Consider the following 26,365-nt stretch of genomic DNA (forward strand, 5'->3'; position numbering starts at 1 on the left):
CGTGGACGCGGCCGCGAGCAGCGTGCCGGCGACCACCGCGGTGGTCGCCGGCACGCTGCTCGCGGCCGCGTCCACGCCCCCGCTGCGCCCGGGCCGGCGGCGCCGCGGGGGGCCTGCAGCACGCTCGGTCCGACGACCCCGGTGGCGAGCGGACGTGCACCGGTGCCGCTCCGGCAGCTACCCGCGTGAGGAGCCGCGCGGCGGGAGAAGCGGCCTCACCTGTCCTCGGTCGGGTGCCGCGCCACGGCCTGCGCGTGACGCCGCACTTCGGTCGGGGCGGCGGACCACCCCTCCGGGGTCAGCCGATCCGCTCGGCGAGGGCGACGATGATGCCCGCGGGGCCTCGCAGGTAGCAGAGGCGGAACACGCCCTGGTAGTTCGCGACGCGCCCGAGCAGTTCCGCCCCGTGCGGCCGCAGCCGCTCGACGGTGGCGTCGATGTCGTCGACGGCGAACATGATCCGGTGCAGTCCGGCGGTGTTGGGCGGCGCGGCCCCGACCTCCTCGCCCGCCGGCGGGTGGTGGTACTCGGTCAGCTCGACGCGGCCCGTTCCGTCCGGGGTGCGCACCATGGCGATCTCGCTGCGCACGCCCGCCAGCCCGACAGTCTCGTCCGCCCAGGCGCCCTCGATCGAGGCGCGGTCCTCCAGCTCGAGGCCGAGTGCGACGAAGAAGGCGAGGGCGGTGTCGAGGTCCCGGACGACGATCGCGACGTTGTCCATGCGCAGCACAGTCATGTGGCGAGGATAGGGAGGTAGCGGGCCGGCCGCGCGTCGAGCGGCCGAACACCCCACAACGCTAACGACATCCATTTTCATGTACGGTGGTGGCTCGACCGTCACGACGAGGAGTGCACCGCCATGGCCGTTCCCAAGCGGAAGATGTCCCGCAGCAACACCCGCCACCGCCGCGCCCAGTGGAAGGCCGCTGCGCCGCAGCTGGTCCCGGTGACGGTCGGGGGCACCGTGCATCTCGTCCCGCGACGCCTGGTCAGGGCCTACGAGCGCGGTCTGCTCCGCCCCGAGGACTGACCGGGCGGCGCGGCCACCGGCGGGAGCCGGCGACGTCGACGCCGAGCCGGTGGGCGGAGGCCGCAGTCATCGCCCCGTCCCGGGCCCGGCCGGTCGCTCGATCGTGGGCCGGTGGTCAGTCGACAGCCTGCCGTGAGGCATCCGGCTCCGTCGCGCGGCGTGCCACGGCGCGGCGCGCGGTCGCCCGGGAGGGCCGGAGCCGGTGAGCTGTCACTGCGGCTGCCGCGACCAGCAGGCCCAGACCGGCCCAGACGACCCAGGGCTCCGGCCAGGTCCCCGGGGACGGCACCCCGGGCGACCGTCCTCCGTCGACGCCGGTGGCCACCACGACCACCACACCGGCCACCGCAGCGGCGACGACCAGCCGTCCCGACAGCCGCGCGGCGAACACCGCGGGAGGCGGCCGGCGCTCCTCCCGCACCCCCAGCCGCTCGGACGGCCTCGCCGGCCGGGCCAGCCGCAGCAGCAACAGCAGGCCCAGCGGGACCTGGAGCGCCCAGACCAACGAGCGGAACAGGCCGTCGAACCAGACGCTCGTGCCGTAGAGCAGCGTGTGCCAGACGCTCAGGACGTAGACCACGATGATGAAGCGGTGCAGCGCTCGCCACATCCGGGCTCCCGTGGCGTGGCGCAGGTAGTAGGCCAGGCTGAGCGGAATCGCCAGGTAGAAGGCGAGCAGGCCGATGAGGATGGCCAGCCGGCCGGTGCCGGAGGGGTAGTAGCCCGGGACGAAGCTCTCGGCGAACGCGGAGGCGACGCGGCCGACCCAGGTGCCGGAGTCCCCGTGGTTCGACCGGACGAACTCCAGGAACAGCAGGAACGCGTGCAGGAACATCAGCGCGATGGTGGTGAGCCCCGTGGTGCGGTGCAGCTTCTCGGTGCGCGCGGCGGTCAGCAGACGCCAGGGCGGCCGGGTGCCGGACCTGAGCAGTCCCAGCAGCACGGTGATGTAGGCCCACAGCAGCGCCGACCAGCCGAACGCCTGGCACAGCCAGTACATCCAGTGCTGCCGGTCCGCCAGATGGGGCATCACCTGGACGGTGGACGAGGTCCCGTTCTCGACACGCACCCACAGCCACGCGAAGATCAGCCCCGTGATCAGCACCGCCAGACTCGCGTCGGGCAGCGTGGCGCGCAGGTCGGCACGGAGGCCCGCGCGGTCGAGTCGCGGACGGGACCGGCGCGACTGCCGACCGGGATCTGAGGTGTCGCTGCCCGCATCGGGCACCGCCGTGCCGGCCATCCGCCTCACGCCCCATCCCTCGGCTCGGGTTCCTGCGCTCCGCAGAAGATACGCGCCGGGAGCCGCCGGGATAAGGGGGCAGAACGCCTTCCGGACGTTCCCGGGCGCCCCGAGCAGTGGCCGACCTCGCCCCGTGAGGCAGGAGCGTTGCGGAAGGAGGACACTGCTTCGCCGTCCGGGGCGCGGGGCGCCGGGCCGGGGGCGACCCCACCTGAGCAGCGGCGCCGCCGACGCCACCCTCGACCCGCGCGGCACCGGCACACCCACGCAGTGCTGCGCCCGGCGCGCCGCTAGCCCGCCCGGTCGCGGACCAGCACGTCGTCCGCCAGTCCGAGACCGTCCCGGAGCGCGGCGCGGCCGCCCGCGGTCACCTCCACCGCACGGGATCGTCCGATGCGGACAATCCACCCACGGTCGAAGGCATGGCGGCACAGGCCGGCACCGACCGCCCCGGCCAGGTGTGGCCGGCGCTCGGTCCAGTCGAGACACGGTCGCACCGCCGGGCGCCGCCGGCCGGGCGGGACCCGGATGCCGGTCTCGGCCAGCCAGGCGCCTCCCTCCGAGGTGAGGTCGAGCCCGTGCTCCAACGACAGCAGGCCTCGAACCAGCATGGCGTCGGTGATGGCGACCGCGACCGCCCCCGCGAGATGGTCGTAGCAGGTCCGCGCGTGCCCGAGGGCCTGCTGCCGGCCGCGCGCGGACAGCGACCGCGGCGTCGGATCGCGCCCGGGAGCCAGCGCGGCGAGGCTCTCGACCAGTTCGGCCACGTGCGGACCGGCCAGCCGCACGTAGCGGTGGCGCCCCTGCCGCTCCTCGACCAGCAGTCCGCCGTCGACCAGGAGGTGCAGGTGTTCGCTGGCGGTCGACGGCGCCACGCCGGCGTGGCGCGCCAGCTCCCCGGCGGTCCAGGCACGGCCGTCGAGGAGCGCGAGGCAGAATCCGGCGCGGCTGCCGTCGGCCAGCAGCTTCGCGACGGCCGCCAGGTCGGGCCGGGCGGACGAACCGGATGGTGTGTCCATACACCCAGTGTGCCTCGCGTCGCTTCGGCCGCGGCCGAAGCGACCGGAGCCTAGCGTGCCGCCCATGGACACCGCACCCACCAGCTCGCACCCCGCGCACCAGGACCCGGCACACCTGGAGATCCGACCGCCCGTCCTTTATTTCGGAACGCCCGTGGCGCTGCTCTCGACGGAGAACGAGGACGGGTCGTTCAACCTGGCTCCGATCTCCTCGGCGTGGGCCCTGGGCCGGACGGTCCTCCTCGGCCTGGGACGCCAGGGGCAGACGGCGCGCAACCTCGCCGACCGGCCCAACCTCGTCGTGAACCTGCCCGCCCCCGAACTGTGGCGGGCCGTGGAACGACTGGCACCGCTGACCGGGCGCCACCCGGTGCCGCCCGGAAAGCCGCACGGATGCCGCTTCGAGCCGGACAAGTTCGGTGCCGCCGGTCTCACGGAGCAGCCGTCCCGGGGCGTCAGGCCACCGCGGGTGGCCGAGTGCCCTCTCCAGTTGGAGGCCCGGGCCGAGCAGGTGCGGCCGGACGGCTCCGGCGAGTTCGTGATCGTCGAGGCCGTCGTCGGCACGGTGCACGCCGACGCCCGCATCGTCGTGCCGGGCACGGATCATGTCGACCCGGCGGCGTGGAGTCCGCTGGTCTACAGTTTCCGCCACTACTTCGGCCTCGGCCCGGAACTGGGCCACTCCTACCGCACCCGGACACCCCGCACGCAGGCTGCCCCCGACTCCCCCGCGGACGCCGAGCCCCGGCGTGTTCCCGACTGAGTCCCGGTCCCCGGGCGGAGCCCGGCCGGATTCGCTCGGTGCCCCACGGGGCCCTCGGCGGCCGCCGTGCGGCACCGAGCAGGCAAGGAGGCCCGGCAGTGCAGCAGGGTCCGCTCCCGGGCGGCGAACTCCTCTCCGAGGACCTGCCGATGGTCGCCGCGGAGGCACTGGCAGCCGGGGGAGGACACGTCGAGACGGCGACCCCCGAGGAACACGCCCTGGTGGCGCTACTGCCGTTCTGCGTCTGCTGCGGCGAGTACCAGTTCGGCCCCGACCAGGACGCTTGGGAGGCGGAGATCCAGGCGGCGGCTCTGGCGATGACGCTGGCGCGGCCGGCCCGTCCGGGTTGCTGACCGTCCGCGTGGCGCAGCGGCCCGGCGCCCGACACTCCCGGCGGTCGACCGACGACGACATCGCCTCAGGCCGGACCTGACCAGGCAGTTCCCTGCTACGAGGCCGCACTCCCCGGCCGAGACCATCCTTGCGATCCGACAAACATACTGGGTAACTTGCGCGGGTCGCGTCGCGAACCTCGACACCCCGACGCGACCAACGCCTATGTCTGGGAGACGGATTGAAAACGGAGAGAAGGCTGTGGGCGGTCCTCACGGCGTCGGCGGTGGCTATCTCGCTGACCGCGGGATCGAGTGGCGCGGCAGCTGCCGAACCACCGGGCGGAGGCGAGGAGTCCGTTGCGCCGGCCTCCGGCTCCGGTGGCTCGGTGACCCTGCTGACCGGCGACCGCGTCGCACTTGCGGCGGACGGCACCGTGGCGGCCGTCCACCCCGCACCGGGGCGCGAGGACATACCCGTCCAGGTGACGGAGACCGACGGCGCCGTTCACGTCGTCCCGCGTGACGCCGTCGCGATGATCGCGGACGGGACCCTGCAGCGCGCACTGTTCGACGTCACCGAGCTGTCCCGCCCGCAGTACCAGCGGTTCGCCGGAACCCCGCTGATCGTCGACTACCAGGACGGCGGCACCGCCGCCCGATCGGAGCTGCGGGCCGAGCCCGACATCGAACTCCGCGGCACGCTGGACGTGCTGGAGGCCGACGCGCTCACCCTCGCCGAGGACAGCGGCACCGCCGTCTGGGAGGCGCTGACGGCGTCGCGCGCCGACCGGGGTGACCTGGCCAGGTCCGCCGCTCCGGGCATCGAGACGGTGTCGCTGGACCGCATCGTGGCGGGGGCGCTGGACGCGAGCACGGCGCAGGTCGGCGCCCCCCTGGCCTGGGAGTCGGGACTGGACGGCTCCGGGGTCACCATCGCCGTCCTCGACTCCGGTATCGCCGCGGACCACGGGGACTTCGGCGACCGGGTGGCCCTCGCCGAGAACTTCACCGACGCCCCCGGCGCGGCGGACCACTACGGACACGGCACGCACGTCGCCTCCATCGCCGCGGGCAGCGGCGACCGGTCGGACGGCGCCTTCCGCGGAGTGGCTCCGGGAGCGGAGCTGCTCAACGCCAAGGTCCTGGGCGACGACAACGTCGGTATGGAGTCCTGGGTCATCGAGGGGATGGAGTGGGCGGCCGCGTCCGGCGCCGACATCATCAACATGAGCCTCGGCGACGTGGTCCCGGAGGGCCCGGACCCGATGGCCGAGGCGCTCGACCGCATAGCGGAGGAGTCCGGCGCCCTCTTCGTCGTCTCCGCCGGCAACAGCGGTCCCGGCGACCGCACCCTCGACACCCCGGGCGTCGCGAGCGCGGCGCTGACCGTCGGCTCGGTCACCAAGGAGGACGAGATCTCCCCGTTCTCCGCCGCCGGCCCCCGCGGCGACGGTGCCCTCAAGCCCGAGCTGTCGGCGCCGGGTTCGGACATCGGGGCGGCCGCGGCGGACGGCAGTGTCCTGCAGGGCATCGGCCGGCCGGTCGCCGACGGCTACGTCGCGACGTCGGGCACGTCGATGGCGGCACCGCACGTGGCGGGCGCCGCAGCGCTCCTCATCCAGCAGGATCCGGAGCTGACCGGCCCCCAGCTGAAGTCCCTGCTGACCAGTTCCGCCGCGCCCCTGCGCGGACCGGCCCCGACCCAGCAGGGGACCGGGCGTCTCGACCTCGCCCGCGCCCTGACCCAGACCGTCACCACGGAGACCGCGGCGCTGGACTTCGGCGCCGTGGCGTTCCCTGCCGCCGAGGCGGATCCGGTCAGCCGCGAGCTGACCTACCGCAACAGCGGGGACGAGGAGCTGACGCTCGATCTCGCCGTCGACACGACCGGCCCCGCCGGCGAGGCGCCCGAGGGGATGTTCACCCTGGACAGCGACACCGTGGAGGTACCCGCCGGCGGGGAGGCGACCGTCGAGGTGACGGCGGTGCCCTCCGCCACCGACGGCACGATCGGCGACTACGGCGTCTTCGTCACCGCGTCCGGCGGCGGGCAGCAGGTCCGAGCCGCCGGCACGGTGGAGCTGGAGCCGGCGTTCTTCGACCTCACCGTCGAGGTGGTCGGCCACGACGGCGGCGCCCCGGAGAGCGGGGAGATCCTGCTCTTCGACCTGGCGGCGGGCGATCCGGTTCACGGCGAACTGGGGGACGGCCGGTACACGGCCCGACTTCCGGAGGCCGCGTACGTCCTGGAGGTGCAGGCGGACCGGTCGGCCGCCGGCGACCGCGTCGGCACCGACATCGCGGTCCACCCCGCGCTGGTGCTCTCGGCCGACACCACCGTCGAGGTGCCGCTGGCCGAGGCGGCGGAGTTGGACTTCGTCGCCCCCGGAGCGTCGGAGCCGGTCGGCACGGTCGCCGGCTGGGACGTGACCGACGGCGCGACGGGGACGAACGTCTCGCGGGAGACGTCCTTCCCCGCGCTCCCCGAGGGCATCCGCACGCTGGCGCTGGCAGAACCGGGCGACGGCGTCGCACTGACCCACCACGCCGCGACCTCCCACCGCCACGAGGACGGCAGCCACGCGTTCCTGCACGCCGGGGGCGACGGCTGGCCCACCGGCCTCGTCAACCACCCGGGCCCCGAGGAGATGGCGGAGTTGAACGCCCGGCTCGGCGCCACCGTTTCCGACGCCGGCGGCGAGCTCGGCGTGCTGAGCGGGTCGGGACTGACCGCCGGCACGATCCCCGTCGACCTGCCGGCCGAGCAGCAGCTCCAGCTCCAGGCGGACGGCGAGTGGAGCCTTCACCTGGAGCAGTTCATCCCCGGAGGGGAGGAGCCGGTGGCGGCGTTCTGGACCACCGCCCGTGAGATGACCGGTGGAGAGCGCCACGAGGCGGCGCTCAACGTCGGCGTCCTCGGGCCGGTACTCGGCGAGTCGTCGGGACTCTTCCAGTCCGGGGCCAGTCTGGTCGGTCTGATCTCCCACTTCAGCGACGGCGCGGGCAACGCCGGCACCGCGACGGCCGCCGGGACGACCCGCCTGTACCGCGAGGGCGTCCTCCTGACGGAGTACCCCGACACCGCGGAGTGGTTCGACAGCCGCCTGCCGGAGGGCGAGGCGGAGTACCGCCTGGTCAGCACCGCCGACCGGAGCGACCTCGCGCCCGGCGCGGTGAGCACCGTCATCACCCTCGACCACACCTTCACCACCGGCCCGGTCGAGGGTTTCGAGCCGGTCGCGGGCCCCCTCGCGGTCCGGTACACGCCCGACCTCGCGCTGGACGGCACGGCTCCGGCCGGGAAGAAGCTGACCGTCCCGCTCACCGTCACCGGCGGCGACGCCGCCCACCTCACCGTCGAGGCATCCTTCGACCGCGGCGAGACCTGGGAAGAGCTCAAGACCCACACCAAGGACACCGGCTACCTCGTCCACGTCCACAACCCCGCCGCCGGAGGCTCCGTCTCGCTGCGCGCCACCGCCGAGGACGCCGACGGCAACCGCTCCGTCCAGACCATCCTCGACGCCTACCTCACGAAGTGACCGGCTGACCACCACGCGGTGATCCGCTCGCACCGCGAGCCGGCCCGGGAGCAGCGGCTCCCGGGCCGGCTCGTGCCGCGGGGCGAGCGGTCGCCCGGCGCCGGCGGCGGGGACAATGGAGCGGCACCGGCGGCCCGACGGCGGGCTATCGGCCGGTCCGTCCCCCAGGAGGTTGCGTGTGACCGAGACCCGCGAGACACGGCCCGTCGAGGACCCCGGCCCCGAGCCGGACCGGTCGTCGCACCGCGGGCTGCTGCACCGCGTCATGCGCTACCTGCCGCTCGTCGCGCCGGTGCTGCTCTGGGCGGTCCCGTGCGTGGTGCTGCTGCACACCGGTCAGCAGTGGCCGCTTGCCGTCACGCTGGCCGGTACCGCGCTGTGCGTCCTCGGCCTGGTCGGGATGCCGGCCGCCATGGTCCGCGGGCACGGCCGACGCCAGTCGGACGGCGCGGCGATCCTCGGCACCACCCTGCTCGGCGGCATCTGGGTGCTGTTCACCTGGTCGGTGCTGCTCGGCGCGCTGCTGCGGCCGGCCCTCGCGGTGGCCGACATCGGCGACGGCCAGGACCGGGCGCGCATCGTCACCTGGGCGGTCCTCGCGGTGTCCGCCGTCCTGCTGGCCTACGGCCTCGTCGAGGCGCGGCGCGTGCCGCGGGTGCGCCGGGTCGAGGTGCCGCTGCCCCGGCTCGGCCCCGGCCTGGACGGCACCCGCGTGGTGCTGATCACCGACACCCACTACGGGCCGCTCGACCGCGCCCGCTGGTCGGCGCGCGTCTGCGAGAAGGTGAACACGCTGGAGGCGGACCTCGTCTGCCACACCGGGGACATCGCGGACGGCACCGCCGAGCGCCGGCGGGCCCAGGCCGCCCCGTTGGGGACCGTGGAGGCGACCCGCGCCCGGGTGTACGTCACCGGCAACCACGAGTACTACAGCGAGGCCCAGGGGTGGGTCGACCTCATGGACGAGCTGGGCTGGGAACCGCTCCGCAACCGCCACCTGCTCCTGGAGCGCGGCGGCGACACGCTGGTGGTCGCGGGCGTCGACGACGTCACCGCCGAGGCGTCCGGGCTCGACGGCCACGGGGCACATCTCGCCGGTGCCCTGCGGGACACCGATCCCGACCACCCGGTGCTGCTCCTCGCGCACCAGCCCACGTTCGTCCACCGGGCGGCGGCGGGAGGGGTGGACCTGCAGCTGTCCGGTCACACCCACGGCGGCCAGATCTGGCCGTTCCACTACCTCGTCCGCCTCGACCAGCCGGCCGTCGCCGGCCTCAGTCGCCACGGCGCCCGAACACTGCTCTACACCAGCCGCGGCACCGGCTTCTGGGGGCCGCCCTTCCGGATCTTCGCGCCGAGCGAGATCACGCTGCTCGTCCTCCGCTCGACGCGGACGGCCGAGGCGGCACGGGACTGAGCGAGCCCCGAGGGGCCCCGCCCCCTCCGGGCACCGCGGCGGCTGACCCGGAGGGGCGCCGGGGCGATCCCCGTCCCGGGTCACGTCGCCGCGGCTCCCGGGTCAGGCCACCGGGAACCACACCGACAGGCGCGTGGCGATGGCCGCCACGTCGACCACGTCCTGGGCGACGTCCTCGACGAAGGGGCCGGCTTCGGCGACCGGCGGCGGAGCGGTGTCGGCGCGGAGACCGTTCAGCCGCAGGAAGACCCGCATGGCCAACCAGGCGGTGCGCTTGTTGCCGTCGATCAGCGCGTGGTTCCGGGCCACCGGGTGCAGCAGCGCCGCTGCCTTCTCGTGGCGGGTGGGGTAGAGCTCGGCCCCGAACACATGGGTCCGAGGCCGTTCGGTCGCCGACACCAGCGGGCCCATGTTCCGCACGCTGTGCTCGGTGCCGTTGAGCGCGCGGGCGACCGCCAGGATCTCGTCGATCCGGAGGTAGCGCACCTCGGTCACTTCAGGTAGTCCAGGATCTCCGCGTCGCTCTCCATGACCTCGGCCAGCACGTCGCCCACGGCCGGCTCGGCCCGTTCCTGCGCCTCACGGATGGCCTCGATCGCCAGGTCCTGCTTGCTGCGGCGCTCGCGGCGGGCCCGCTCGGTGAGCTTCGCGTCGAGCTCCTCGGGGAGCCGGGGTGTCATCGCCATGGCCACGATGATGCCGCCCTGGTATCTGCGAGGCGAACGCTCCGACCTCCGCCGGGTGCGGCCCGCAACTCCCGAGGATGCCGCCCGACACCGGACTCCCCCGTCGGCCGCGGACCACGGCGCGACGCGCTCCGCAGCCCGGCACCGCAGGCACCGCGCTGCGGGCCGAGCAAGGGCCGTCGGCCCCCGCTGGGCCCGTCGCCCGTGGGACACGGCCGCGGGGTCAGGGGGCAACGGTCGCTCGATCCGCACGGCCCCCTCGGTAGCCTGACCGCGCACCGATCACGCGTCGTGGCGCGCCCCAGCGGCGGACGGCCGCGCGGTGGCCCGACAGCATCCCGCACCGGAAGCCGGTGTCCCGAACGGAGAGGCACGCATGCGGCCCATCATCCCCGACTACCTGGCCGAAGCGCTGGGAGACGTGGAGCCGGACGCCTCCGGAGAACCGGCGGCGTACATCCCCGAACTGGCCGCGGCCGACCCCGAGCGGCTGGCGGCTGCCTTCGCCACCGTCGACGGGCGGGTGTACGGCGCCGGGGACGTCGACGTCCCCTTCACCATCCAGTCGATCTCCAAGCCGTTCGTCTACGCCTTGGCCCTCGCCGACCGCGGGTTCGATCCGGTGCTCGCCAGGGTCGGCGTCGAGCCGTCCGGGGAGGCGTTCAACGAGATCTCCCTCGAGAGCGGTTCGGGGCGCCCGCTCAACCCCATGATCAACGCCGGGGCCATCACCGTTCACTCGCTGGTCGGCCCGGAGCGCTGCGCCCCGGCGGACCGGGTGGAGCGCGTGATCCGCGGTCTGTCGGCTTTCGCCGGGCGGCAGTTGACGGTGGATCGGCAGGTGTACGCCTCGGAGATGGCGACGGCACACCGCAACCTGGCCATCGCGCACATGCTGCGCAGCCACGACATGCTCACCGAGGACGCGAGGACGGTCGTCGAGGGGTACACGGAGCAGTGCTCCGTGCTCGTCACCACGCGGGACCTGGCGTTGATGGCGGCCACGCTGGCCAACCGCGGCGTGAACCCGCTCTCCGGTGAGACGGTGGTGTCCGAGACGGTGGTGCGCCAGGTCCTCAGCGTCATGTTCAGCTGCGGGATGTACGACGCGGCCGGCGACTGGGCCACCCAGGTCGGCATCCCCGCCAAGAGCGGGGTGGCCGGAGGGCTGATCGGTACCCTCCCCGGACGCATCGGCATCGCGACGTTCTCACCGCGGCTGGACCGTCACGGCAACAGCGTGCGCGGGGTGTCGTTGTTCGAACGGTTCTCCTCGGACATGGGCCTGCACGTGATGGATGTGCCCTCGGCCGGCCAGGCCGTCGTCCGCTCGAACCACGTCCTCGGCAGCGGGACGGACGCGCTGCGTGTCCTGGAACTCCAGGGCGGGATCGACTTCGCCGGCGCCGAGCGGGTGGTCCGCGCGGCCCTGGAGACCGCACCTCCGGAAGCCCGGGTGGCCGTCGATCTGACGCGCGTCCACGCGATCGACGACGTGGCACGCCGGATGGTGTTGGAGGTCGCGCGCCGGCTGACGCTCGACGGGCAGGAGGTCTACCTCGTCGATCCGGAGACGATGCTGCCCGATCCCGACCCCGGTGAGGGCGGCCGCGTCACCGTCGTCCGCACCGTCGAGGAGGCGGCGCCCACCCCCTCGTGACCGCCCCGCCCGCCGACGGTGCCGACCCGGGCGGACGCGGGGGCCGACTGGTCCGCCGCGGCCCGCGCCGGCCGCCCGCTCGCGCGGCGTGCACGCAGACGGCCCAACTCGCCCGGAAAGAGGGCCGATTCCACCTTTCCGGCGAACTGTCCCCCGCGCCCGGATAGCGCTGGGGCGCTCGGGCAGTGATCGCTCGGGTCGGGCACCGTCCGGCCGTGCGGGGCGGATCGCCGGGGTGTTCCCGGCCTCCGCGCCACGGGGAATGGTCACAGGAGAGGTAACGGAATCATGCGTGCAGAGGCCACCCAGAGGGTCGCGCTCGTCTTCTCACTGCTGGACGCCAACGGCAACGGCGTGCTGGACGCGGGCGACTTCGACCTCATGAGCGACCGCGTGGTCGCCGCCGCATCGGCCTCCTCGGACGGGGCGAAGGACGCGATGCGCACCGCTTTCCGGCAGTACTGGACCACACTGGCCGATGAGTTGGACACCGACGGGGACCAGGTGATCAGTTTCGATGAGTACACCGCCTGTGTGCTCGCCCCCGAGCGGTTCGACGCGACCGTCACCGCCTTCGCCGAAGCGCTCGCCGCGCTCGGCGACCCGGACGGCGACGGCCTCATCGAACGCCCGCTCTTCGTCGACCTCATGACCGCGATCGGCTTCCGGCCCGCCAATATCCACGCCCTCTTCGACGCCTTCGGACCGACGGCGGAGGACCGCGTGGCGGTGCCCACCTGGGCCGAAGCGATCAAGGACTACTACGCGCCCGACAAGGCAGGCACCACCGGCGACCTCCTGGTGCCCAGCGCGACAGCCTGACTAGCGAGCCCTTCCGCCGCGCCACCGGCCCGGCGGAGGGGCACGGCGAGGCGCGGCGGGAAGTCGGCGCGGCGGCGGTTCGTCCGGGTGGCGAGCCCCCGCCGGCCACTCCCGTGTTCACCCGTTCGGAGCTCTCCGACGAGCGGTGCCGACGACAGACTGCGAGCGTTCGTGGTCCCCCGTTCGGCCCCCTCGACCGGGGAGCCCCGTACGTTTCGGGAAGGTGACCGCCGATGACTGAGACCGCGCGCAGCGAACCCCGCTCCCCCGACCGGGACACACCCGGACGCCGGGCCGGCCCCGCGCTCGCCGTCCTCGTCGTGGCCGTCTGCCTCGTCGTCGGCCAACTGCTCGCGCGGGTCGTGCTGCGGCTGTCCGGCGTAGACGGCGACTCCCTCGCGGGGCTGGGACTGTTCAACGTGGTGGCCTTCGGCCCGACGGCGGCGCTGCTGGCCGCCTGGGTCGTGCTGCGCGAGGGGCGTCCCTTCGCCGCGCTGGGTCTGCGGGGCGCCGACCGCTACCGGAGGATCGCGGTCGGGGTGGGCACGGCGCTGGTCGGTCTCCTCGCGCTGAACGTGGCGCTGAGCGCCTTCAGCTCGGACACGGGCACTTCCGGTGAGGCGGCCGGGCCATCGGTCGCGCCCTGGCAGATGGCGCTGCTGCTGCTCACGTTCGCGGTCCAGGCGCCCACGGAGGAACTGCTCTTCCGCGGCTACCTCCTCCCGGCGCTGCGTGAGCGATGGGGGGTGGCGGCGGGTGTGCTGCTCAGCTCGGCGCTCTTCGCCGCCGCGCACACGGCCAATCCGGGGGCCACCGCCGGCTATGTGCTGCTGACGTTCCTGCTGGGCGTCTCCCTCGCCCTGTGGACCCTGGCGGACGGGAACCTGTGGCGGGCGTGCGCCTTCCACACGGTATGGAACTGGGCACCAGCCGTCCTCAGCCCCGGCGACGGCGACGACGGTGGCCAGGGCACCACCGCGCTGGAGGGCGGGACCCTGACGGCGGCGGTGCTCGTCCTCGTACTCCTCGCACTCAGCGCGCTGTGGGCGTACCGGCGCAGCGTCCAGCGGGTGAGCGCCTCGTGAGGCCCGTCGCCCGTGGTGCTGCCGGTCGGGGCGCCGCACGGCGCGGTGCGGCCGGCCGGGACGCGGCACGGCGAGAGGCGGCGCGGTGATCAGCGCACTGGCCTTCGCGCCCTCCGCGGCCCTCTCCGCCGCCTTCCTGTACTCCGTGCGGCAGGACCGCCGGATGTTCCGGAACGCCGTCCTGCTGGGGCTGGTGGCGATCAGCACGGCGGTGGCGCTGCTGTTCGTCCGCCCGCGCCACGCGGAGTTCCTACTGGCCCTGTTCTTCCTCGGCACCGTGCTCGGGGGGCTGCTGCTGGCGTTCTTCATGGTGGTCAACGGATTGGTCATGGTCCGCAAGGAGGGCCGCCGCCCCGCGAACCTGCTCTCCCTCCTGCTGGGCCTGGCCATCGCCTCCGTGCTCGTCCTCCTGGAGGTCCTCCGGCAGTCGGGGTCGCAGGCAGCGGCGACCGTCATGGGAGTCCTGCTCCTGCTCAGCGCCTACGTCGCCTTCCTCTTCGTCTGCTTCCTGGGCTACGCGTTCCTGTACGGGCGCGTGCGGGTCCGCGGTGACGTCGACTTCGTCGTGGTGCTCGGCTGCGGACTGCTCGGCGGCGACCGGGTGTCGCCGCTGCTCGCCTCCCGCCTCGAGAAGGGGCTGGAGCTCCACGCCCGCCAGGTCCACCGCGGCGGAAAGCCGCCCGTGCTGCTGGCCTCCGGCGGGCAGGGGGCGGACGAACGAGTGGCGGAGAGCACGGCGATGGCCCGCTGGCTGGTCGACAACGGCGCCCCGCCGTCCGACGTACGGGAAGAGGACCGATCCCGGACCACGGACGAGAACCTCCGGTACAGCCGCACGATCATGGCCGCCGACGATCCGGAGTACCTGTGCGTGGTGGTCACCAACAACTTCCACGCGTTCCGGGCCGCGCTCACCGCGCGCAGAGCCGGAGTGAACGGCCAGGTCCTCGGGTCGCCGACGGCCCGCTACTACTGGCCGAGCGCCACCATCCGGGAGTTCGTCGCGATCATGTGGCAGCACCGCCTTCTCAACCTCGCCATGGGCGTCCTGCTGACCGGCCTGGCCGTTCTGCTCAGCGTGCCGACATGGCGCTGACCGGGCCACCCGGCCGTGGGCGGTGGCCCGGCGCCCGGAGATCACCCTCCGATCACGCCCGTCCGGTGCTGCCCCGGAGAAGCTCAGCCGCACCTGGCGCCCCAGGTTGTCGCCGTTGGTGTCGACCGACTTCCGTCAACTGATCGTTTCAGAATGAGGTGCTCGTGCCGAGGCCGGAGCCGTGCGGGGCGCCACGTCGTTCCGCCGAGCCGGCCCGCACCCCCGGGTCAACGGCCCCGAAGTGACCCCATCACCTCGAAGATCCCTGCGTGGGGAGTGCTCACACGGGACAAGCCTTCGGGTGCGCTGACCGAGACGAAGGTCGTGAGAGCGATTCTGCGACGTGAAGCCGCGCCAGGGCCCACGGTCACGGCGCCCTGTCAGGAGGGCCCAGCTGGGCCAGTGCGGTGGCGCTCGGGCTGTGGGGATCCGCGGTGTAGAGCACCAGCCGCAGGCTTGTGCCGGGCATGAGCAGGGTTTGACGTTCAAGTTCGAGCTCGCCGAGTTCGGGATGATGCAGGCGTTTGCGCAGCATCGGACGGGGGTGGACGTCGTGGCTGCGCCAGCCGGCGATGAAGTCAGGGTTGTGCGCGGCGTATTCGTTGACCAGCTCGCCCAGCGCCCGGTCCGCAGGGTGACGGGCGCCGGCCGCGCGCAGGTGGGCGGCGGACTGCCGGGCAAAGTCGCCCTCCGCACCGACGGGTGCCGAGCAGAGGGTGCCGCCCAGCCGGATGGCGAGACGCACGGTGTTGCGCTCGTGGACGGGCAACTGCGCGAAGTCGATGATCAACGCAACCGCCGCGGCGTTCCAGGCCACGATGTCTTCCAGGTCGTTCACCACATAGGCGGGAATCGGGCCGAGCCGATGCAGCAGTCGGTGTGCGCCAGCAGGCGCCGACGCGCGATCGACGTCCGTACTGGGCGGGATCTGCCCGGCCAGCCGCGCCAGGTGCTCTCGCTCGGCGTCGGTGAGGCGAAGTGCCGTGCCCAGCGCGGACAGCACCTGCGGGGACGGACGCGGCGCGCGGGCTTGCTCCAGTCGCTCGTAGTAACTCGTGGACACCCCGGCCAGGGCTGCCACCTCCTCCCGCCGCAGTCCGGGGGTGCGGCGGGCGCGCAGGCCGGGCGGGTGGACAGCCGTGGCCGGCATGTGGGCCGGGCGCAGCGCCTCGCGTCGACGGCGCAGGAAGTCAGCCAGTTCTGCTCTGCTCACCCGCCCAGGCTGGCACAACGGCACCCGGCCTAGCCACGGACCAGTGGTCCGGGGCTCACTGGGGCGTTCCGCGGCACTGCCTCGTGAGCCCACCCTGAAGCGGTCGCACATCCCGCACAACGCTGGAGAATCACCGTGTCACCACGCACTTCCGAGGAAATCTTTCACCGGCTGCTGGAGCTGCTGCTGGCCAAGGACATGGATGGCGTCGCCGATCTGTGGGCGGAGCAGGGCACCGCCGAGTTCCCCTTTGCCGAAGGGGCCTCACCGAGACGGTTGACCGGACGTGAGGCTGTCCGGGGGTATCTGGCCGGCTACCCGGACCTGATGGACGTACAGGCGATCCCGACCCTCACCGTGCGCCCCACGGACCAGCCGGGCACCATCGTGGTGGAGTTCACCGCGCGCGGCCGTACGGTCGCCACCGATGAGCCGTACGAGTTGGACTACGTCACGGTGCTCACCACCCACGAGGGTCTGATCACCCGTTATCGGGACTACTGGAGCCCGCTGGCGGCCGCCTCAGCAGCCGGCACGCTGACCGAACTGCTCAGCTCGCTGCACGGGCAGGCCACCCGATGACCGGCGTGCTGATCACCGGAGGCACTGGAAAGACGGGAAGCGCCCTGGCCGAACTGCTCCGCAAGAGCGGCGTGCCGGTCCGGGTGGCAAGCCGCACGCCGCCGGCAGACGCCCCGGACGCGGTTCGGTTCGAATGGAGCGATCCGGTCACCCATCCGGCCGCGCTGCACGGGATGGACCGGGTCTACCTGGTTCCTCCGGTGGACACCACAGATCCGATGCCGCTGGTCGAACCGTTCCTGGACGAGGCCGAACGCCTCGGCGTACGCCGACTGGTGCTGCTCGGCTCCGCTATCGTACTGCCCGGAGCCGCCGGCGCGTTGGAACTGGCCGCGCACGTGCGAGCCCGGCCCGGATGGGTGGTGCTGCGCCCCTCCGGGTTCATGCAGAACTTCTTGGCCCCCCACCCGCTGGGCGAGCGGATCCGGCGACGCGGTGAGATCCGCACCGCCGCCGGAACCGGCCGGGTGGGCTGGATCGACGCTCGGGACATCGCGGCAGCGGCCGCCGCGCTCCTGACTGGACCGAACGGCCAACCCGACGACCGGCGTGACTACCTACTCACCGGGCCGAAAGCGCTGAGTTACCACGAAGCTGCGCAGATCATCACCATGCGCACCGGACGGCCGATCCGGATCGCGCCCGTCGGGGTCGCCGAGCAGGTAGAAACCTACCGCGCGTCCGGCATGCCGGACGCCTTCGCGACCGCCCTCGCCGCAGTCGACGCCGGCATCAGAGCCGGCCGGGACAACCAGATCAGCACCACGGTGCTGGACCTGACCGGCCGCCCACCCCGCGCCTTCACCGAGTTCGTCCAAGACCACGCGCTCCAGTGGACGAACAATTGACCCTCGAGAACTGACCGACACCTGTGCCGGCCCGGCGTGAGCTCGTCCTTGGACCAGCCCGTGAGCTCGAGCCGTCGGCCCACCGTGCTCAACCCACCAGAGCTGATGGGCCCGCACGATCGTGGAGTCGACGGAGACGGCCCAGTTGAGGTCCTCGTCCGCGTCGGCCTGGGTCACCAGAGCAGTGAACACCCGCGCCCACTCGCCGTCCACCGCCCACATCCGCGGCCGGTTGCAGGTGCCCCACCAGTTGCCGTACCTCTCCGGAAGGTGCACCCATGGAATGCCCGTCCGGAACTTGTGGGCGATCGCGTCGTTCACTTCACGATGGTCACGCCACCGGCCCCCCGCTACGGCGTCCGGTCCGGGAGACGGTCCTTGTCAGACCCGAGCCGCCGCCGTAGGGGGCGGAGCCGAGCCCGTCGATCGTCGCGGGGAGCTCGGCCCAGCCGATGATGTGGCCACCGACGGACGCAGCTGCCGTCAGAGCATCTTCACGCTGACACTCCGGCGACGAGGGGGCCGCCTTCATCCACGAGAGGCGCCGCACTCCGAGCAAGCACTTGCCGTATCCGCCGTAGGGGCGTTCGATCGTGTGGAGGTCCGTACCGCGCTGTTCTTCTCTCCGTCCGAGCGCGCAGCGTACGGAGAATCGGCGGCCACGCCCCCGCCGAACGATCTTGGTCAGCTGAGGAAGCTCAGGCGCACCTGGCGGTCGGGGTTGTCGCCGTTGGTGTCCACGAGGCAGACGGACTGCCAGGTGCCCAGCTCCAGGCGGCCGCCCACGACGGGGAGGGTGGCGTGTGGTGGGACGAGGGCGGGGAGGACGTGGTCCCGGCCGTGACCGCGGCTGCCGTGGCGGTGGATCCATCGGTCGTCCGCCGGCAGAAGGTCGCGCAGGGCGGCGAGCAGGTCGTCGTCACTGCCCGCGCCGGTCTCGATGACGGCCACCCCCGCGGTGGCGTGCGGGACGAAGATGTTGAGCAGTCCGTCCCCGCCCGCCGCGACGTCGTCGAGAAAGCGGGCGCAGCGGTCGGTGAGGTCGACGACGACCTCCGAGCGGCCGGTCGTGACGTCGAGGACGATGGTTCGCAGGGCACTCATGCGTCCAGGCTACGGGCGGCCGGTGTGGTGACGCTCGCTCCGGGCGGCGTTCGCCACGGACCCGACGGGATCCACGCTCGTGTCGGACCGCTGCCCCGCGGCGCGCCACGGGGCAGCGGGCAGCCTGATGGTCCGCTCGCGGGAGTGATGGCGTCCTCCGGTACGCGGCGACGCGGCCGGCGCTTCCATGGGCGACGGTCCCTTCTCCGTCGGTACGGGTCCGGTCGGCGCGGCGGTTGGCACAGCAGGCCGGCAAGGAGGCCTCTGCGGCAAGCCTGGCCACCGATTTGGGCGCGCGCTATGTGAAGGAGTGGGTAGTCGTGGGAAAGAGCTTGACGTTGTGCGAGGGCGTCAGAGAAGAGTCCATGTCCCGATTGGCCACACGGCGTTGGGCACTACTGGCCATGTGCGTGGGTGTGTTCTGCATTCAGCTCGACGCGTTCGGGCTGAATCTTGCACTGCCGCAGATCGGGCGCGACCTGCACGCGGGCGGTGATGGCCTCCAGTGGGTCGTCAGCGCGTACCTGCTGTCAACTGGCACACTGATGCTGGGGGCGGGGCGGCTCGGGGATGTCTTCGGGAGGCGACGGCTCCTGACCGCAGGCCTTCTCGTGTTCGGACTCTCCTCTCTGGTCTGCGCACTCGCTCCAAGCCTGTCCGTTCTCGTAGGCGCGCGAGTGGTGCAGGGTGCCGGCGCAGCGATGATCATGCCGGTCGGGCTGGCCCTGCTGACCAACGTCTATCCAGCCGGCCTAAGGGGCCGCGCCACCGGACTGGCCCTGGGTGTCGGTGGGATCGCCACCGCGAGCGGCCCCTTCATCGGGGGCATCCTGACCGAGTTGTTGTCGTGGCGAGCCGTGTTCTGGTTGAACATCCCGTTGGCTGTCCTTGGTGCCGTCTGCGCCTCTCGTACCGTCGAGAGCATTGACCGTACGGCGCTGCGCGCCGTCGATTGGCGTGGGCTTCTGGGCGCTACGGCCGCGCTGGCTGTGCTGTGTGTGGTCATCGACCGGGGGCTGCGCTGGCCGTGGCCCGCCTCGCTGGCCGGCACGACCGTGGTCGTGGTTCTGCTGATCTTCTTCGTGCAACGGGAGCGCACCGCGGCCCACCCGCTGGTAGAGCCAAGCCTGTTTCGTAATAGGCCCTACATGGCGCTCACGCTTGCTGGCGCCGTAGCCAACACCGCTACCGTCATGTTCCTTTTCGTCGTGCCTCTGAGCCTTCAGGGGCAGTGGGACCTTCCCGTGACCTTGGCGGGAACGGCTTTTCTGCTACCCGCGGTGGCCATGGCGGTCGCCGGGCCACTTGCCGGCCGGGCACCACAACGGGCGGCGGTGAGGCTGATGACGGGCTGTCTGTGCGGGGCCGCGCTGGTGCTGGTGTGCCTCACTCTCACCTCCACACTGACCGCGTACGTGGCCGTCGCCACCGTTGCCGGCATGGTCCTGGGCGTTGCCAACTCACTGACGCGCATCGCCACGCAAGCCGTGATCCGCATCGAACGGGCCGGGGAGGCGTCAGGGGTAACCAAGACGATCATCACCGTGGCCGCCGGTCTCGGCGTTGGCTTGGCCGGTGCCGTCGCTGATGAAAGACGCGGCGTGGGTGCGGAGCCGGCAGCGGATACGGTACTGCTGCTCACCGCGTACGGTGCCCTGGCAGCCGGCGCGATCCTCGCCGCATGGATGAAACGAGGGGGCAAACCGGCGCGGCCCACTGCGCGGCGACAAGCGGATGGCCCACGCTCCAGATGAGGCGGCGCTTAGCGCACGATGCGCATGAAACGCCTGGCCATCCACGCCGAGCCCTCGTTGGAGCCCGGCCTTGTTTGCGAGTAGTGGCTTGCTGACGACGAGCGGACGCTGCCGGAGACGTCACTGAGCGACTCGTTCAGGGATCTTGAGCGTGACCTCATCTGCCTTGTCGCCACGAGCATTCCCGGTTCAGGCCGCGGGTATTGAGGTACTGCAGGAAGGTCGTGGGTGCACGCCGGACGGTGGGGTCGAGTCGTGCATGAGGTGAGGCGTTCGACGTTGGTCGCGAGGTGTTGCACGTGTGTGCGGATGCCGTGGTAGCGGCTGCGCCGGGCCTGGCGTCCGTCGCTGAACTCGCAGATGGTGCCTTCGACGCTGGACCGGGGGCGCAGAGCCGTTTCCACTGCTTGTCTTGCTGGTCTGTGCGGTTCCGGGCCGGCAGCTCGTGGAGGGGCGGGAAAGGAAGTTCACAGTGCGGGCGGTGGGGCCGTCGTGGGTCTGGCGGCCGTGACCATCAGCGGGGTCGACGGCGGACGGGACCCGCAGGACATGGGCGGGTCCTCCCCCGCCGCGTGGCCGGGACGTCGGCCGACCTGGGTGGGGCTGCTGGTCGTTCAGTCTCGCCCTGGTCGCCGTCATGCACCGGTTGCGTCCCGACTCCGGCGACCCCGCCGCACGGGGCGCCCGCGGGGCCGAAGAGAAACGGCGCTCCGGCATGGACAACCGGAAGGACACCTCCGGCCGGGCCTGAGGACACCGGCGGGGAAGGCGGCGGGCCCGGCTCGCCCGGCAGCGCGGGCGCCGGGTGCCCCTCTCGGAGCGGCGACACCGGCGCCCCGTCGGTGCGGAGGAGCTTGAGGTGAGCGCCGACGAGTTGATGGCCGACGTATGCCCCGACCGTGAACCGGGGCCGGCGTGCCCGTGTGCGGACGAGGAGCCCGGGGCAACCTGTCCGAGGCCGCGGATCTGCGGGCGTTCACCCACCTGGTTTCGGGCCTGGCCCGGGAAGGGAGCAGGGGATGCCCCCACGGAGGAGGCCGTCGCGGAGATCTGCGGTACTCGGTCGGGAGACGGTGGCCCCCGGGGACCACGTCTTCGCGCTCGGCGGCAGGTTCCCGAGCGCGATGCGGGTCGCCACCCGGGTGCGCGGCCGGCTGGGTGTGCAGCCCAAGCTCGGCGATGCTTTCCGGGCACCGGAGCTGTCGGCCTCCGCAGCGCTGCTCGGCGCCCGCCGTACATCGGATCCCACCTGATGGCGGACGGCGCTCTCCGGCTCGTAGCGCCGACCCCCGCACTGCGCTACTACCGTCCGCCACCGGACGCCACAACACTCGAACCCCGGTTCCATGCATCGGTGGTCGTCCGGCTGACCGGGCCGCTGGGCCGGGCGGCGCTCGGGGAGGGCCTGCGCGTCCTGGTCACCCGGCACGAGGCCCTGCGCACCACGTTCTGCCACACCGCCATGGGCCCGGCGCAGGTGGTCTGCGCACCGGCGGATCCGCCGCTGACCGAGGCCGATGTCCGCAGGCGGCTGCAGGAGTACATCCGCCCGCCGGCGGAACTGACCGCACGTCTGTTTCCGCTCACCGAGGTGCCGCTGCGGCTGCCGCTCGCCCGCACGGGGACCGAGGAGCGCCGGCTCAGGTGGGTCGTGCACCACGCGCTGTTCGACAGCTGGTCGATGGGCGTGCTGCTGAAGGAGTTCCTGGCTCACTACAGGGCGCTGACACGCGGCGTGCCGCCCTCCGCGGAGGCGGCGCAGAGCTGGTCCGGGTTCTGCACGCGGAGCGCCGACGCGGCCCGGCGGGCGGGCGGCGCCGGGCGGGAGCGCGCCGTGGAGTTCTGGCGCGGCCGGGTCTCGGGGCTGGAGGACCTACGACTGCGGGAACCGGACCGGGCCCGGCGGACTTCGCTGTTCCCCCTGTTCCTGGCCGCTCTTGTGGCCGTCGCCCACGCCGACACCGGACAGCCGCGGTTCCTGCTGTCCGCGTCCGTCGCCACCCGGGCGGAGCGGGGCACCGACCGGCTGATCGGCTGCCTGGGGAACCGGCTGCCGCTGCCCTGCGACCTGAGCGGGGACCCCTCGGTGCGCGAGCTGATCGACCGCACCAGCCGCATGTGGTGGTCCTGCTACGGGCAGGGCGGCGTGGACCGCCCGCTCTCCGCCCTCAACCGGTTCCCCGAGCCGGGCTCCCGGACGGGCCCGGCCGGAATCACCGCGCCGTGCGGGAGCGGCACGTGGGGCGGTGCCGAATGACGGGGCCCGGAACCCCGGCCGGGGAAGGCGGCGGCACGGCGGCGCCGGCCACCCTGCGGGCCGGCCGTTTCCCCTACTTCGTCGCCGCGCGGGCGCTGTCGGTCTTCGGCGACATGGCAGCCGTCGCGGCGCTGGCCGTCCATGTCTTCCAGGGCACCGGCAGCGGCCTGGCACTGAGCGGACTCTTCCTCACTCGGCTGCTGCCCCGGCTCTTCGGCGCGTTCGCCGGGGCCCTGAGCGACCGGATGGACCTGCGGCAGCTGATCATCGGCTGCGACATCCTGTCGGCGGCGCTGTTCCTGGTGATCGCCGTGGTCCAGCCGTCCTATCTGCTGCTCCTGCTGTTGCTGCTGGTCTCGGAATCGGCCGCGACCATCGCGCTGCCGGCGGCCCGCACGATGGCGGTGCGGGCGCTGCCCGCCGAAGCCAGGACACGGGCCAACGGGGCGCTGATGGGCGGCATCACGGTGGGCTTCGCCCTGGGCTCCGCGTTCGGCGGTCTCGCGGTGGGGCTGTGGGGCTTCGAAGTGGCCCTGTTCGTCAACGTGGCGACCTTCCTGGCCTCGGCCGGGCTCACCGCGCTGATGCGGCGCACCCCGCCCCTGGCACGGGACGGAGCCGCACCCGGCGTCCTCGCCTCCACCGCACGGGGGCTGCGCACCCTGCGCTCGGACCGGCGGCTGCTGCTGCTGGCCACGGGCCTGGTGGTGGTGCCCTTCGGGGCCGGACTCGACCGGGCCGCTCTGGTGCAGCTGACCCAGCAGGATCTGTCGGCCGGCCCCCTCGGCTATGGACTGTCGCTGGGTCTGATCGCCGTCGGGGCGCTGCTGGGCTCGGTACTGACCGGCCGCTGGCGAAAGCTGGACGCGACGGCGAAGGTCTTCCTCGGCGGTGTGGCCATCCAGGCGGTCGGCCACTTCGCGATCGGCGTCTCCCCCTGGTTCTCGGCGCTGGCGGTGGCCACTCTGATGGTGGGCTTCGGCAACGGCATCGAGTCGGTCTGCGGTCTGACGCTGATCCAGCAGCGCGCACCGGCCGAGATGGTCGGGGTGGTGATGGGCGTGGTGATGAGCGCGACCTTCCTCGCCGACGCCCTGGGGTCGATGGTCGGCGGCCCGCTCCTCGATCTCGTCGGGGCGCGATGGACGTTCATGGCCGCCACCGGCGTCATGGTGCTCTGTCTGGCGATCATCGCCCGCTCCGGGCTGATGAGGAACGCCGGGGACGAGTCCCCGGCTCCGGCCGCCGCCACCGCAGGATCCGCCACCGGCCCCGCCGGCCCCGGGAGGGGATGAACGGATCGGCCGGGTGGCCTGTAGGAGACAACTCCCCGGCGCGGTCCAGACGGGCGCTCTCGCCACCTGGCGTCGTACGTTCCGGGTCGGAGGGAATACGGCGGGCAACGAGCCTGCGCACCGTGGAGGGTTCGCCGAGGAACTGGCGCTGTACGGGCTGCTGGAGAGCCTGTGCGCCGACCGACGCGAGGCGTTCGTGCTCACCCAGGTGTGCGGCGTGCCGTACGACGAGGCCGCCGCGCTGTGCCGCTGCCCGGTGGGCACGGTGCGCTCCCGCGTCTCCCGTGCGCGCGCCGAGCTGCTGCGGCTGCTGTGGGAGGCCGAGGGGAACGCGCCCGGGCCCGCGCCGGCTCGGGACGCGGACGCGGCGGCCTGACCCGGCGCCGGCCACCCCGCATGTCGCGCCTGTCACCGGGCGGTTCGGGTCGCCGCAGGCGGGGCGGCCCGCCTGCCGGGGCGTCAGCACGGCGCCGCCCCGGCCCCTCACCGAGCGGGCGGCCCGACGGAAGGCGCGACGGTCGGCCTGATCGGCGTCGGTCCGCAGGGTGGCGGCGACTGGTACGGCGGTCCCGGGAACCGGCGCCGCGCACCCCGCGGGCGGCCCGCGGCCCCCGGCCCCCCGGCCCCCCGGCCCCCCGGCCAGGGTCTCGACCTGGTTGCCGCGCACCGCGTCGGCCCGGCCCCCGGGACCGCCGTCGTCGTCTCAGAGCGACGCGACGAATTCCCGGGCGCGCGCGGTGATGCCCTGCCAGTCACCGGCGGCCACCGCGGCGGGCGGTACGACGTCGGAACCGGCGCAGACGGCGAGCGCCCCGGCCCGGAGGTACTCCGCCGCGTTGGCGGCGTTGACCCCGCCGGAGGCGACCAGCGGCACCCCGGGGTACGGCCCGGCGAGGTCCCGGAAATGGCGGGGGCCGAAGGCGTGGGCGGGAAAGATCTTCACCGCGGTGGCCCCGAGGTCGAGGGCGTTCCCCACCTCGGTGGGGCTCAGCGCGCCCATGACCACGGGCAGCCCGCGGTCATGGGCGACGGCGGCGACCTCGGGGCGCAGACCGGGGGTGACCAGGTAGCGGGCGCCGGCGTCGGCGGCGGACTTCGCCTGGTCGGCGGTGGTGACGGTGCCGGCACCGACCAGCACCCCGTCGGCGTGTGCGGTGGCGCGGCGCAGCAGGTCGTCGAGACCGGGGGTGGTGAAGGTGAGTTCGACCCAGCGGATGCCGCCTGCGCGCAGGGCGTCGCAGAGTGCCGCGGGGTCGGGTACGGCGGGAGCGCGGACGACGGCGATCACCCGGTCGGCGGCGAGAGCGTCGAGGGAGGTGGCGGGGTCGGGCGTGGTGCTCACGGGGCGGTGCTCCAGGGTGCGTCGGGTACGAGGAGGGGGTCGATGTCGTGGCGCGGCGGCATGCGGGGCACGTCGTCGGTGGTGGTCAGGGCGGCGCGTGCGGCGAGGTGTCCCAGTCGCAGCCGTGCGGGCTCGGGGCGTTCCTCCAGCAGACCGGCGAGGTAGCCCGCGGCGAAGGCGTCGCCCGCGCCGACGGGTTCGACGACGTCGACGCGCGGTGCGGCGACGAAGACGGAGTCGCCGTCGGGGGTGTAGGAGGTGGCTCCCACGTCGGCGTCCTTGACGACCAGGCGGGGTGCGGGCGCCAGCAGCGCGCGGATCTCGTCGGGGTGCTCGGTGCCCCACAGCGCGGCTGCCTCGTCCCGTCCGACCAGGACGAGGTCCGCGGCCCGCGCCAGGGTCAGCAGGACCTCGGCAGCCGGTTCCCGGGAGCCCCGCCACAGCGCGGCGCGGTGGTTGACGTCGAAGGTGAGCAGCGGGCCCGGAACCGCACGCTCCACCAGCAGGGTGTGGAGGAGGCGTCGGCAGCTGTCGGAGAGCGCCGCGGTGATGCCGGTGACGTGGACGACTGCGGCGGTGGCGAGCAGCTCCGGCGCGGGGAGCCCCGGGCCGAGTGCGGAGGCGGCCGAGCCGGCCCGGTAGTAGTGGGGGCGGGTGGCGCCGTCGACGGGTTCCTTGAGGTAGAGACCGGTGGGGCGGTCGGGGTCCGTCTCCACGGCGTCGGTGGCGACACCGTGGGCGGCGAGGTCGGCGAGGACACGGCGCCCGAAGGGATCGTCCCCGACCCGGCCCAGCCAGGCGGAGCGGTGGCCCAGCCCGGCGAGGGAGGCGGCGACGTTGGACTCGGCCCCGCCCGTGCGGAGGTTCAACGCGTCGCTGGTGTGGAGCGGCCCAGCGGACGACGGCGTGAGGACGGCCATGGTCTCCCCCAGGCAGACCACGGCGGGTGGGGGCGGGGCTGCGGGCGGGGGGCTGGTCGGGTGCACGGGAGCTCCAGGTGCGGCGGGGCGTCCCCGGTGGGAGCTTCCCTCACCCCGAACCGCCTCGGGATCGGGCGGTGCGGCCACCGGGTCCGGCGCGCGGAGCGCCGGTCGTCGTTCTCTTCGACGGTGAGAACCTACCCGGGGCGGCTCGCCGTCGGCCAGGGAGGAGCCGCGTCGGCTGCTGCGGTGCGAGGGCTCCTGCCTGCGGCGGGCCGGTGACAGCGCCGCCGGTCGGGGCCCCCGGCGCCCGGTCGGCAGCCCGACCGTCGGTCCCGGCGGTCGGGCTGCC

At 73.4% G+C, this 26,365-nt stretch carries 25 protein-coding genes and 1 pseudogene; 16 read left to right on the forward strand and 10 right to left on the reverse strand.

Annotated elements, in window-relative coordinates; translation table 11 throughout:
* Positions 1 to 298: 298 nt before the first annotated feature.
* Entirely contained in the window at positions 299 to 736 is a 438-nt protein-coding gene (locus HCN52_RS08005) for a VOC family protein (protein WP_245174963.1), read from the reverse strand.
* 123 nt (positions 737 to 859) lie between these two features.
* On the opposite strand from HCN52_RS08005, the gene rpmF reads away from it, so the two are divergent.
* Positions 860 to 1,030, forward strand: coding sequence for a 50S ribosomal protein L32 (gene rpmF / locus HCN52_RS08010; RefSeq protein ID WP_168087673.1), 171 nt, complete (start codon positions 860 to 862; stop codon positions 1,028 to 1,030).
* Positions 1,031 to 1,145: 115 nt separating this feature from the next.
* On the opposite strand, the gene HCN52_RS08015 is transcribed toward rpmF, so the two are convergent.
* Together HCN52_RS08015 and HCN52_RS08020 are read right to left on the reverse strand one after the other, a co-directional pair.
* Positions 1,146 to 2,273: a ferric reductase-like transmembrane domain-containing protein gene (locus HCN52_RS08015; RefSeq protein ID WP_168087693.1), complete on the reverse strand. Its 1,128-nt coding sequence runs from the start codon at positions 2,271 to 2,273 to the stop codon at positions 1,146 to 1,148.
* A gap of 290 nt (positions 2,274 to 2,563) precedes the next feature.
* Positions 2,564 to 3,292 carry an ArsR/SmtB family transcription factor gene (locus HCN52_RS08020; RefSeq protein ID WP_168087674.1) on the reverse strand — a complete coding sequence of 243 codons (729 nt, stop codon included), beginning with the start codon at positions 3,290 to 3,292 and terminating at the stop codon, positions 2,564 to 2,566.
* 64 nt (positions 3,293 to 3,356) lie between these two features.
* Here HCN52_RS08020 and HCN52_RS08025 point away from each other — a divergent pair, with 64 nt between their 5' ends.
* From HCN52_RS08025 to HCN52_RS08040, 4 genes are all read left to right on the forward strand, one after another.
* Positions 3,357 to 4,055, forward strand: coding sequence for a flavin reductase family protein (locus HCN52_RS08025; protein ID WP_168087675.1), 699 nt, complete (start codon positions 3,357 to 3,359; stop codon positions 4,053 to 4,055).
* A gap of 98 nt (positions 4,056 to 4,153) precedes the next feature.
* Positions 4,154 to 4,408 carry a hypothetical protein gene (locus HCN52_RS08030; RefSeq protein WP_168087676.1) on the forward strand — a complete coding sequence of 85 codons (255 nt, stop codon included), beginning with the start codon at positions 4,154 to 4,156 and terminating at the stop codon, positions 4,406 to 4,408.
* Between the two features lie 368 nt (positions 4,409 to 4,776).
* Positions 4,777 to 7,932, forward strand: coding sequence for a S8 family serine peptidase (locus HCN52_RS08035; protein WP_168087677.1), 3,156 nt, complete (start codon positions 4,777 to 4,779; stop codon positions 7,930 to 7,932).
* Between the two features lie 178 nt (positions 7,933 to 8,110).
* The gene (locus HCN52_RS08040) at positions 8,111 to 9,349 is read left to right on the forward strand and encodes a metallophosphoesterase (protein WP_376767103.1); all 1,239 of its coding nucleotides are present in this window, start codon (positions 8,111 to 8,113) and stop codon (positions 9,347 to 9,349) included.
* 102 nt (positions 9,350 to 9,451) lie between these two features.
* Here HCN52_RS08040 and HCN52_RS08045 read toward each other — a convergent pair whose 3' ends face one another.
* Together HCN52_RS08045 and HCN52_RS08050 are read right to left on the reverse strand one after the other, a co-directional pair.
* Entirely contained in the window at positions 9,452 to 9,844 is a 393-nt protein-coding gene (locus tag HCN52_RS08045; RefSeq protein ID WP_168087679.1) for a type II toxin-antitoxin system death-on-curing family toxin, read from the reverse strand.
* Positions 9,841 to 10,035 carry a hypothetical protein gene (locus HCN52_RS08050; RefSeq protein ID WP_168087680.1) on the reverse strand — a complete coding sequence of 65 codons (195 nt, stop codon included), beginning with the start codon at positions 10,033 to 10,035 and terminating at the stop codon, positions 9,841 to 9,843. The genes HCN52_RS08045 and HCN52_RS08050 overlap by 4 nt, the downstream gene beginning before the upstream one ends.
* A 376-nt stretch (positions 10,036 to 10,411) precedes the next feature.
* On the opposite strand from HCN52_RS08050, the gene HCN52_RS08055 reads away from it, so the two are divergent.
* The 4 genes from HCN52_RS08055 to HCN52_RS08070 all read left to right on the forward strand — a co-directional run bounded on the left by HCN52_RS08055 (position 10,412) and on the right by HCN52_RS08070 (position 14,698).
* Positions 10,412 to 11,695, forward strand: a complete 1,284-nt coding sequence (locus tag HCN52_RS08055) for a glutaminase (RefSeq protein WP_168087681.1) — start codon at positions 10,412 to 10,414, stop codon at positions 11,693 to 11,695.
* 288 nt (positions 11,696 to 11,983) lie between these two features.
* Positions 11,984 to 12,517 (forward strand): EF-hand domain-containing protein, encoded by a 534-nt coding sequence (locus HCN52_RS08060; RefSeq protein WP_168087682.1) that lies wholly within the window; start codon positions 11,984 to 11,986, stop codon positions 12,515 to 12,517.
* Between the two features lie 233 nt (positions 12,518 to 12,750).
* Entirely contained in the window at positions 12,751 to 13,602 is an 852-nt protein-coding gene (locus HCN52_RS08065; RefSeq protein ID WP_168087683.1) for a CPBP family intramembrane glutamic endopeptidase, read from the forward strand.
* Positions 13,603 to 13,687: 85 nt separating this feature from the next.
* Positions 13,688 to 14,698, forward strand: a complete 1,011-nt coding sequence (locus HCN52_RS08070; RefSeq protein WP_312876597.1) for a YdcF family protein — start codon at positions 13,688 to 13,690, stop codon at positions 14,696 to 14,698.
* A 367-nt stretch (positions 14,699 to 15,065) separates the two neighbouring features.
* On the opposite strand, the gene HCN52_RS08075 is transcribed toward HCN52_RS08070, so the two are convergent.
* Positions 15,066 to 15,911, reverse strand: coding sequence for a helix-turn-helix transcriptional regulator (locus HCN52_RS08075; protein WP_168087684.1), 846 nt, complete (start codon positions 15,909 to 15,911; stop codon positions 15,066 to 15,068).
* 135 nt (positions 15,912 to 16,046) lie between these two features.
* On the opposite strand from HCN52_RS08075, the gene HCN52_RS08080 reads away from it, so the two are divergent.
* A complete protein-coding gene (locus HCN52_RS08080) occupies positions 16,047 to 16,493 on the forward strand; it encodes a nuclear transport factor 2 family protein (RefSeq protein ID WP_168087685.1) in 447 nt (148 codons plus the stop codon).
* Positions 16,490 to 17,341, forward strand: coding sequence for an NAD(P)H-binding protein (locus HCN52_RS08085; protein ID WP_168087686.1), 852 nt, complete (start codon positions 16,490 to 16,492; stop codon positions 17,339 to 17,341). Before HCN52_RS08080 ends, HCN52_RS08085 begins: the two co-directional genes overlap by 4 nt.
* 198 nt (positions 17,342 to 17,539) lie before the next feature.
* Here the strand turns inward: HCN52_RS08085 and HCN52_RS26365 are convergent.
* Both HCN52_RS26365 and HCN52_RS08100 read right to left on the reverse strand, forming a co-directional pair.
* Positions 17,540 to 17,695: pseudogene (locus HCN52_RS26365) on the reverse strand (transposase); the annotation flags it as partial.
* A 330-nt stretch (positions 17,696 to 18,025) separates the two neighbouring features.
* Positions 18,026 to 18,445 carry a YjbQ family protein gene (locus HCN52_RS08100; protein WP_168087687.1) on the reverse strand — a complete coding sequence of 140 codons (420 nt, stop codon included), beginning with the start codon at positions 18,443 to 18,445 and terminating at the stop codon, positions 18,026 to 18,028.
* A gap of 236 nt (positions 18,446 to 18,681) precedes the next feature.
* Here HCN52_RS08100 and HCN52_RS08105 point away from each other — a divergent pair, with 236 nt between their 5' ends.
* The 5 genes from HCN52_RS08105 to HCN52_RS24695 all read left to right on the forward strand — a co-directional run bounded on the left by HCN52_RS08105 (position 18,682) and on the right by HCN52_RS24695 (position 24,127).
* Complete coding sequence (locus tag HCN52_RS08105) at positions 18,682 to 20,199, forward strand: MFS transporter (protein ID WP_245174964.1); 1,518 nt, start codon at positions 18,682 to 18,684, stop codon at positions 20,197 to 20,199.
* Between the two features lie 1,073 nt (positions 20,200 to 21,272).
* Positions 21,273 to 21,452 (forward strand): hypothetical protein, encoded by a 180-nt coding sequence (locus HCN52_RS08110; RefSeq protein WP_168087688.1) that lies wholly within the window; start codon positions 21,273 to 21,275, stop codon positions 21,450 to 21,452.
* Positions 21,452 to 22,456 (forward strand): condensation domain-containing protein, encoded by a 1,005-nt coding sequence (locus HCN52_RS08115; protein WP_168087689.1) that lies wholly within the window; start codon positions 21,452 to 21,454, stop codon positions 22,454 to 22,456. Before HCN52_RS08110 ends, HCN52_RS08115 begins: the two co-directional genes overlap by 1 nt.
* Positions 22,453 to 23,751, forward strand: a complete 1,299-nt coding sequence (locus HCN52_RS08120; RefSeq protein WP_168087690.1) for an MFS transporter — start codon at positions 22,453 to 22,455, stop codon at positions 23,749 to 23,751. The genes HCN52_RS08115 and HCN52_RS08120 overlap by 4 nt, the downstream gene beginning before the upstream one ends.
* A gap of 13 nt (positions 23,752 to 23,764) precedes the next feature.
* A complete protein-coding gene (locus HCN52_RS24695) occupies positions 23,765 to 24,127 on the forward strand; it encodes a sigma factor-like helix-turn-helix DNA-binding protein (RefSeq protein ID WP_312876598.1) in 363 nt (120 codons plus the stop codon).
* A gap of 327 nt (positions 24,128 to 24,454) precedes the next feature.
* Here the strand turns inward: HCN52_RS24695 and HCN52_RS08130 are convergent, their stop codons facing one another.
* Together HCN52_RS08130 and HCN52_RS08135 are read right to left on the reverse strand one after the other, a co-directional pair.
* Positions 24,455 to 25,093 (reverse strand): bifunctional 4-hydroxy-2-oxoglutarate aldolase/2-dehydro-3-deoxy-phosphogluconate aldolase, encoded by a 639-nt coding sequence (locus HCN52_RS08130; protein ID WP_168087691.1) that lies wholly within the window; start codon positions 25,091 to 25,093, stop codon positions 24,455 to 24,457.
* Complete coding sequence (locus HCN52_RS08135; protein WP_312876599.1) at positions 25,090 to 26,079, reverse strand: sugar kinase; 990 nt, start codon at positions 26,077 to 26,079, stop codon at positions 25,090 to 25,092. The genes HCN52_RS08130 and HCN52_RS08135 overlap by 4 nt, the downstream gene beginning before the upstream one ends.
* Positions 26,080 to 26,365 lie beyond the last annotated feature (286 nt).

Origin of the sequence: Streptomyces bohaiensis (genome assembly GCF_012033785.1) — a bacterium.
Lineage (GTDB): Bacteria > Actinomycetota > Actinomycetes > Streptomycetales > Streptomycetaceae > Streptomyces > Streptomyces bohaiensis.

Bases quoted from the DNA above. Each gene is read 5' to 3' on its own strand.
- HCN52_RS08005 (WP_245174963.1), bottom strand. From the start codon at position 736: ATGACTGTGCTGCGCATGGACAACGTCGCGATCGTCGTCCGGGACCTC.
- rpmF (WP_168087673.1), top strand. From the start codon at position 860: ATGGCCGTTCCCAAGCGGAAGATGTCCCGCAGCAACACCCGCCACCGC.
- HCN52_RS08015 (WP_168087693.1), bottom strand. From the start codon at position 2,273: ATGGCCGGCACGGCGGTGCCCGATGCGGGCAGCGACACCTCAGATCCC.
- HCN52_RS08020 (WP_168087674.1), bottom strand. From the start codon at position 3,292: ATGGACACACCATCCGGTTCGTCCGCCCGGCCCGACCTGGCGGCCGTC.
- HCN52_RS08025 (WP_168087675.1), top strand. From the start codon at position 3,357: ATGGACACCGCACCCACCAGCTCGCACCCCGCGCACCAGGACCCGGCA.
- HCN52_RS08050 (WP_168087680.1), bottom strand. From the start codon at position 10,035: ATGGCGATGACACCCCGGCTCCCCGAGGAGCTCGACGCGAAGCTCACC.
- HCN52_RS08055 (WP_168087681.1), top strand. From the start codon at position 10,412: ATGCGGCCCATCATCCCCGACTACCTGGCCGAAGCGCTGGGAGACGTG.
- HCN52_RS08060 (WP_168087682.1), top strand. From the start codon at position 11,984: ATGCGTGCAGAGGCCACCCAGAGGGTCGCGCTCGTCTTCTCACTGCTG.
- HCN52_RS08065 (WP_168087683.1), top strand. From the start codon at position 12,751: ATGACTGAGACCGCGCGCAGCGAACCCCGCTCCCCCGACCGGGACACA.
- HCN52_RS08085 (WP_168087686.1), top strand. From the start codon at position 16,490: ATGACCGGCGTGCTGATCACCGGAGGCACTGGAAAGACGGGAAGCGCC.
- HCN52_RS08100 (WP_168087687.1), bottom strand. From the start codon at position 18,445: ATGAGTGCCCTGCGAACCATCGTCCTCGACGTCACGACCGGCCGCTCG.
- HCN52_RS08115 (WP_168087689.1), top strand. From the start codon at position 21,452: ATGGCGGACGGCGCTCTCCGGCTCGTAGCGCCGACCCCCGCACTGCGC.
- HCN52_RS08120 (WP_168087690.1), top strand. From the start codon at position 22,453: ATGACGGGGCCCGGAACCCCGGCCGGGGAAGGCGGCGGCACGGCGGCG.